Origin of the sequence: Kingella sp. SNUBH-2017 (assembly GCF_028680565.1) — a bacterium.
In the GTDB taxonomy this organism is placed as follows: domain Bacteria; phylum Pseudomonadota; class Gammaproteobacteria; order Burkholderiales; family Neisseriaceae; genus Kingella_D; species Kingella_D pumchi.
In genome coordinates this window covers 1-5,622 of sequence record NZ_JAPHVK010000019.1, presented here as the reverse complement: position 1 = coordinate 5,622, position 5,622 = coordinate 1, and the positions used below count along the sequence as shown (strand labels likewise).

The 5,622-nt window shown below is 45.9% G+C and carries 6 protein-coding genes and 2 pseudogenes; 6 read left to right on the top strand and 2 right to left on the bottom strand.

Annotated elements, in window-relative coordinates; translation table 11 throughout:
- The 4 genes from OP500_RS11050 to OP500_RS11035 all read left to right on the top strand — a co-directional run.
- Positions 1-1,787 (top strand): VENN motif pre-toxin domain-containing protein (locus OP500_RS11050; protein WP_274070984.1); only part of this gene is annotated, 1,787 nt, incomplete at its 5' end.
- 10 nt (positions 1,788-1,797) lie between these two features.
- Positions 1,798-2,256 carry a hypothetical protein gene (locus OP500_RS11045; RefSeq protein ID WP_238748034.1) on the top strand — a complete coding sequence of 153 codons (459 nt, stop codon included), beginning with the start codon at positions 1,798-1,800 and terminating at the stop codon, positions 2,254-2,256.
- Positions 2,257-2,495: 239 nt separating this feature from the next.
- Positions 2,496-2,969: a hypothetical protein gene (locus OP500_RS11040; protein WP_238748033.1), complete on the top strand. Its 474-nt coding sequence runs from the start codon at positions 2,496-2,498 to the stop codon at positions 2,967-2,969.
- Between the two features lie 33 nt (positions 2,970-3,002).
- Positions 3,003-3,893, top strand: coding sequence for a hemagglutinin repeat-containing protein (locus OP500_RS11035; RefSeq protein WP_274070983.1), 891 nt, complete (start codon positions 3,003-3,005; stop codon positions 3,891-3,893).
- Positions 3,894-3,912: 19 nt separating this feature from the next.
- Here OP500_RS11035 and OP500_RS11030 read toward each other — a convergent pair whose 3' ends face one another.
- On the bottom strand, positions 3,913-4,407 hold the full coding sequence (locus OP500_RS11030) for an IS256 family transposase, variant Zn-binding type (RefSeq protein WP_443135151.1): 495 nt from the start codon (positions 4,405-4,407) through the stop codon (positions 3,913-3,915).
- Here OP500_RS11030 and OP500_RS11265 point away from each other — a divergent pair.
- Both OP500_RS11265 and OP500_RS11025 read left to right on the top strand, forming a co-directional pair.
- Positions 4,396-4,695 carry a hypothetical protein gene (locus tag OP500_RS11265; protein WP_443135150.1) on the top strand — a complete coding sequence of 100 codons (300 nt, stop codon included), beginning with the start codon at positions 4,396-4,398 and terminating at the stop codon, positions 4,693-4,695. The genes OP500_RS11030 and OP500_RS11265 overlap by 12 nt on opposite strands.
- A gap of 86 nt (positions 4,696-4,781) precedes the next feature.
- A pseudogene (locus OP500_RS11025) lies at positions 4,782-5,461 on the top strand (IS1595 family transposase).
- Positions 5,462-5,515: 54 nt separating this feature from the next.
- Here OP500_RS11025 and OP500_RS11020 read toward each other — a convergent pair.
- A pseudogene (locus OP500_RS11020) lies at positions 5,516-5,622 on the bottom strand (IS1595 family transposase); the annotation flags it as partial.

Here is a 5,622-nt window from a genome sequence, read left to right as displayed (position 1 = left end):
AATACGACGACGGCCGCACTGCCATCGACCCGATAAGCGGAAAATTCAATCCCAACCTTCTGCCCGAGCACATCAAAGAAGAGATCAAAGCGCAGACCGGGGCGCTTGCTTCGGTGGTCGGTGCGGCAGGTGGCAGCCTGAAAGGGGGAAGCGGCACCAACAACGGCAACAGCAATGCCCTGTTCAATGCACAGGTAGGGGGTGTGCTTGGGCAGAATGCGGTGGAGAATAACCAATTGGATACCCAGCAAATGAATGCATTCATAGATGGGATGAATCTCCATTGTAAAACAGGGAACGAGAGTGCTTGTGAGGCAGTAAAACGCACATTTACTTTGTTAGATAAAAATCAACGGGAAAAATTACAAGATACTTGCAGCAGATACCCCAGAACGAAAGTATGTGCTGATTTAATTGGTAAAGCCCAAGAAGGCGATGCTTTAATTGTCGACCAGTTTAATACACAAACATATGATATTTTGGGTAACAAAATGATGATGGGTATCTTCTTGCCAGAAGATATTTGTAACAACCCAACCTGCGTTACTGAAATCAAAAAACAAGATGCTAGAAACATAAAAGACAAAAATTATTTGGTACATGTTTTAGGTTCTCAAGATGCGAAAAACATCCGCAAAGGAAACATTTATATCATTAGATATATTGAAGAAAGGGCAGGCAACAGGCCAATTAATACACTAAGTGATGAGGAAGTGGTTGCATACCATGCGGATTTCATGAATGGTCTTGCAATGTCTGCTGCTGCTGCTACCGGAGGAGGAGCGAAAGCATTGGGAGGAGGTGCAAGACAGGTTTATCGCGCAATTAAGGGGAGTGGTGGAAGACAAAATTTAACGACCGCCTCAGGAAGAAATCATAATGATAACATTAATATAGGAAAAAACGATCCTAGTTTTAATCAAGAGCTTCACAAGAAAATTTATAACCAAGATCCCAGAAGAATTGAAGCTGTTAAGGCTAGAGATCAGGCTAGAAGGGAACAGAAGACCGGAAAGGCGGAGGTTCCGTCCGGAAAGGCTGTGCCTGTCGGCGAAGCCCGCATTCCCCCAAACCTCCAAGCGGTAAAAGGAACAACCGTTACCTTGGCACAGGAACAACGCCTGGCCAACGGGGAGCTGATACCGAGAGGCTCTGTGGTAACGTGGTCGGACAATGCGGTGAAGGTGGTGCGGCCTGACGGAAGCAAACGGGTGTTTAGCAGCCGGGATTGGGAACAGAAGGCATTGCCGAAACCACCGAAAGATTACAGAGATGACAACAACATAGGGAGAAACAACCCTAAATATAATCAGCAACGGCATGAAAAAATCGAATCCCACAACCCAAACAGAATAGAGGCGATACGCCAACGTAATGCTATTTCTTCTGCAGAAAGGCAGGCTGATGCATTAAAAAGGTTGCAAACGTCTGGCCGTACCCGCCTACCTGGACAACCGCAAAAAGGAAAGCCTGGTGCTGCTAGAGAAATGTCTCGTTCAGATAATCCGAATCAAACAGCCGAGGCTTTTGCACGTCGATATTTAGGCAGGAAACCTACATTAATGGAACGAGTCGAAGGTGAAAAATTATACGGAGGTAAATGTGTGGGCTGTTGGAAAGCGCAAATGCCGGATGGAACCTTTGTGGTGTATAGGCCAGCAGGTAATGCTTCTATGACTAAGGGAACTACAGCGTCTGTTGATATTAATAATCCAACATTAAATAACTTAAATATTAATTTAAAGGGCAAGCCAACAGAGCTGAAATTTAAATTCCCTGCTAGATAAGGATATTTTAATGAATTTAGAGACAGCAGAAAATATTCAATGCGAATTTGAGTATTTAGCATTAGATGCTTATTTCCCAATGCATTTTGCATCGCATGGACAAGGAAACAAAGATTGGCAATTTGCAGTTGAATTCATATATAGATTATTAATATGTCAATTAGCAATTCTTGAGCCTGTTAATTTGGAAACAGAAAAAGATATTCTAGGTTTTTGTCATAAACTAGCAAAACAAAATCCTTTTGGTAAGGATAATGGAGTGTGGTATTGGGGAGAGATTATATTAACAAAAAAGGGGCTAGATTTAATAATAAAATATATTCCTGAGGCATTTGAGGAGTGGAATGGAAAGAAATTTGAATTAAATACTCCTTTCATAAAAACATTAGAATCCATATTTATTGAGCATGGGGTAGAATGGGATGAGAATAATCCACTATTTCCTATTGCATCCTTAATGCATTCTTAAAAAATGATTAATCTTACTTGTTTTATTAAAATGTTACCTAAAGTATTTAAGATTGCTGGAGAGTTGCGACACTAAACGACACAATTGTTTACCGTCCTGCCGGATATGCTGGCAAAGATACCCTACCCACTACAGCAACGGTAGAAATCCATAATAATCAGGCCATCCGGTCACTGAATAACAATAAAAACTTAAAATTAAAATTTCCACAAAATTAATTTTTCTAGAAGGGTAAACTTATGAAGATGAACGAACGACAGGCAGCAGCCATGCAAGATATTTTTTATCAATTAGCTTTTGTTGATACAGAACCAGTAGACCTTCCCAATTCAGGGCTTGATTGGCAGGAAACAGTAGAGATTATTTACCGGCTGTTTACCTTGAGATGGATGGAATTTTGGCCGCAGAAAGAGATTACGGATGAAGACATTCGGGAGTATTGCCGGAATCTTGCTTATTACAATCCTAATTATGATCTTGAATCAAAAGGATACGATTTTGATGTTGCCTGGATTTATCATTGGCTTACACATATTAACCTTACCTCCGAGGGAGAGGTGTTCTATTTTAAATATTTTGATCCCGAAGTAGTGAACAGTGCAGAAGACGACAATGCCGTGAATCCCGCCTTTATCGATCATCTTGAAAGCATCTTTGAAGAAAACGATATGCCGTGGGGTAAGATATTTTTTCCCGTGCAGAGTATCGAGTAAGCATAGAATGCAGCTGAGGCTTTTGCACGCCAATTGCCGCAACCAGCCGACGACCGCACCCGCGCCCTGCAGGGTCTAGCCGCCGGCGCCCAAGCCTACCAGCTGGCCGATTCCGTCGGCAAAGTGGCCGACGCCGTCAAAAACCAAACCGGACAGCAGGGCGCCGTCCTCTTGTCCGTCGAAGCCGGTTTCGGCTTTAAAACCGCTAGCAAAGAACAAAACCAAAACTACCGCCAAAGCCAGCAAAGCAGCCTGAAAGCTGGCGGCGACATCAATATCCGCAGCCGCGAGGGCGACATTACCGTCCAAGGCAGCAACATTACTGCGGGCGACACCATCCGCCTCGATTCCGCGCGCGACATCCGGCTGCAGTCGGCCCAAGACAGCCAACATCAGGACGGCAAAAACCGCAATGCCGGCGTACAAGTCGGCGTCGGGGTTTCCGTTGGTGCCCAAACCGGCGTCTATATCTATGCCGAAGCGGCCTACGGCAAAGGCAAAAACCGTTCGGACAGCCAAACCCATCAAAACACCCTGCTGCAATCGGACAAACTGCAGCTCAGCAGCAAGGGCAATACCGTGCTGAACGGTGCCCAAGCCCATGCCCGACGCATTGATGCCGATGTCGGCGGCACCCTTTATATCGAAAGCCCGCAGGACACTGTCGAACAGGAGAGCAAACAAAGCGGCGGCGGCATCCGCGCCCAAGTCGCCCTCGGTACCGCATGGAGCGTATCCGGCAACTACAACCAAAGCAAAGCCAACGGCCACAGCCGCAGCGTCGGCAGCCAAAGCGGTCTCTTTGCCGGCGAAGGCGGCTACCACATCACCGCCGACAGTGTTCGTCTCAAAGGCGGCGCCATCGCTTTATTAGGCATAAGTAACAAATTTACTGCTCAATCTGAGAAACGGGGCACTAAGTAACAAATTTACTGCCGAAAATTTATTTTTCAGAAAAATAATCCTGAATAAACTTTATCTTGTTAGCCTTACTCATACCGTGATGGCACTCCAAATGCCGCTTTAATCCGGCAAATGCGCCATCAAGCAGATTGGTGGTGTTTGGGATGCTCAAATCGGGATGCTCTTCAAACACAAACAGGTTGCCCATGTTCCGTTTCAGGCTGAAATAGGCGCTGCGCAGTCTGGGATGGGTGTAGTGGGATTTGCCCGTTTCGGGGTTCTTCGTGCGTTCGTTTAAGAAATCCTGATGCCGTTCGAGCCATGCTTTCAGGCTGCTTTCAAAATCGGTTCTGCGGCTGCTTTTCAGACTTAGTGCCAGCCGCCACAGCTCCTTGCCCGCAGCCGTTTGCGGGTTGCGCGTCAGGTATCGGCCGACGGTTTTGACTTGGTGAAAATGGCATAGTTGCACGGGAATATCGGGGAATAACTGCGGCAGACCTTTACGGCCGTCGCAAACGATGCTTTGTATTTCAATGCCTTTGGCTTTCAGGCTGCCGATGGCTTCGGCGTAAAGGGCGTTGTTTTCGTTTCTGACTTAGGTTACCGAAAGCGCTTTGCCGCTGATACTGTCGAACAAAACCATGACGCCGAAACGGCGCCCGAAGTAGGTGGTATCCATCACGACGTTGGTGCATTGGGGTTCGGCAAGCTGTGCTTTGGGCGCGGCTTTTTTGAGATGGCGCAGGATGGTTTGGCGGCTGCATCCGCAGGCGGCGGCAAGCTGTGCGGCAGTTTGTTTGCCTGCGGTGTAGGCTTGCCATAGGGCTTGTGGGTTTATCCGTCTGCCGCCGTTGAAATACTTAGGGGCTTAGGAAGCAAAATCACCAAAAACAGTGATAAGCTTATGAAATGAAATTAAAAAACAAGTATCAAAAGTTCAGCAAAATTTCTGAACCACAATTTCGTCAAATTCTACGGCTATTTGCCTTGGATTTGACTGCTTCTGATACTGCCAGATTAACTGGCATCAGTGTCAGAAGTATCAACACGCTATTCTTAAAATTACGGCAACGGTTAGCTGCTGAATGTGAGCAGCAAACTCCTTTTGATGGTGTTGTTGAACTTGACGAATCCTACTTTGGTGCGAAGCGTATTCGTGGTAAACGCGGAAGCGGTGCTGGTGGTAAAACCATCGTCTTTGGGGTACTCAAACGGGGAGATAAGGTCTATACGGAAATCGTACCCGATGCCTCCAAAGCTACGCTACAAAAGGTTATACGCGGACATATCTCCATTGAGAGCGTCATCAATACTGACGGATGGCGCGGTTATCATGGTTTGATTGATATGGGATTTGCAAAGCATTTTAGGGTGTATCACGGGCAAAATGAGTTTGCTCGTGGAGCGCAACATATTAACGGTATTGAGTCGTTTTGGAGTTATGCGAAACACCATCTGATACACAACATGGTGTAGCAAAACATACGTTTTACTTGCATCTGAAAGAAACTGAATTTCGCTTCAATCACAGACATGATGATTTGTACAAAGTACTGCTGAAAATGTTGCGGAATGATCCTTTAAAATGATTTTTGCTTCCTAAGCCCCTCTGCAAATAAAAAAGGGGCTGTACTAGATAAGCCCTAAATTTCACACCACCGGCGCAGCACTTTAAGCTGCTCGGAAGGTGCGCCAAAGTTAAAACGGAACTCGCATTCTTTCAAGAACAGCGGGAAAGATTTACGGTCGA

Coding starts and splice junctions, on each gene's coding strand:
- OP500_RS11045 (WP_238748034.1), top strand. CDS start 1,798: ATGAATTTAGAGACAGCAGAAAATATTCAATGCGAATTTGAGTATTTA.
- OP500_RS11040 (WP_238748033.1), top strand. CDS start 2,496: ATGAAGATGAACGAACGACAGGCAGCAGCCATGCAAGATATTTTTTAT.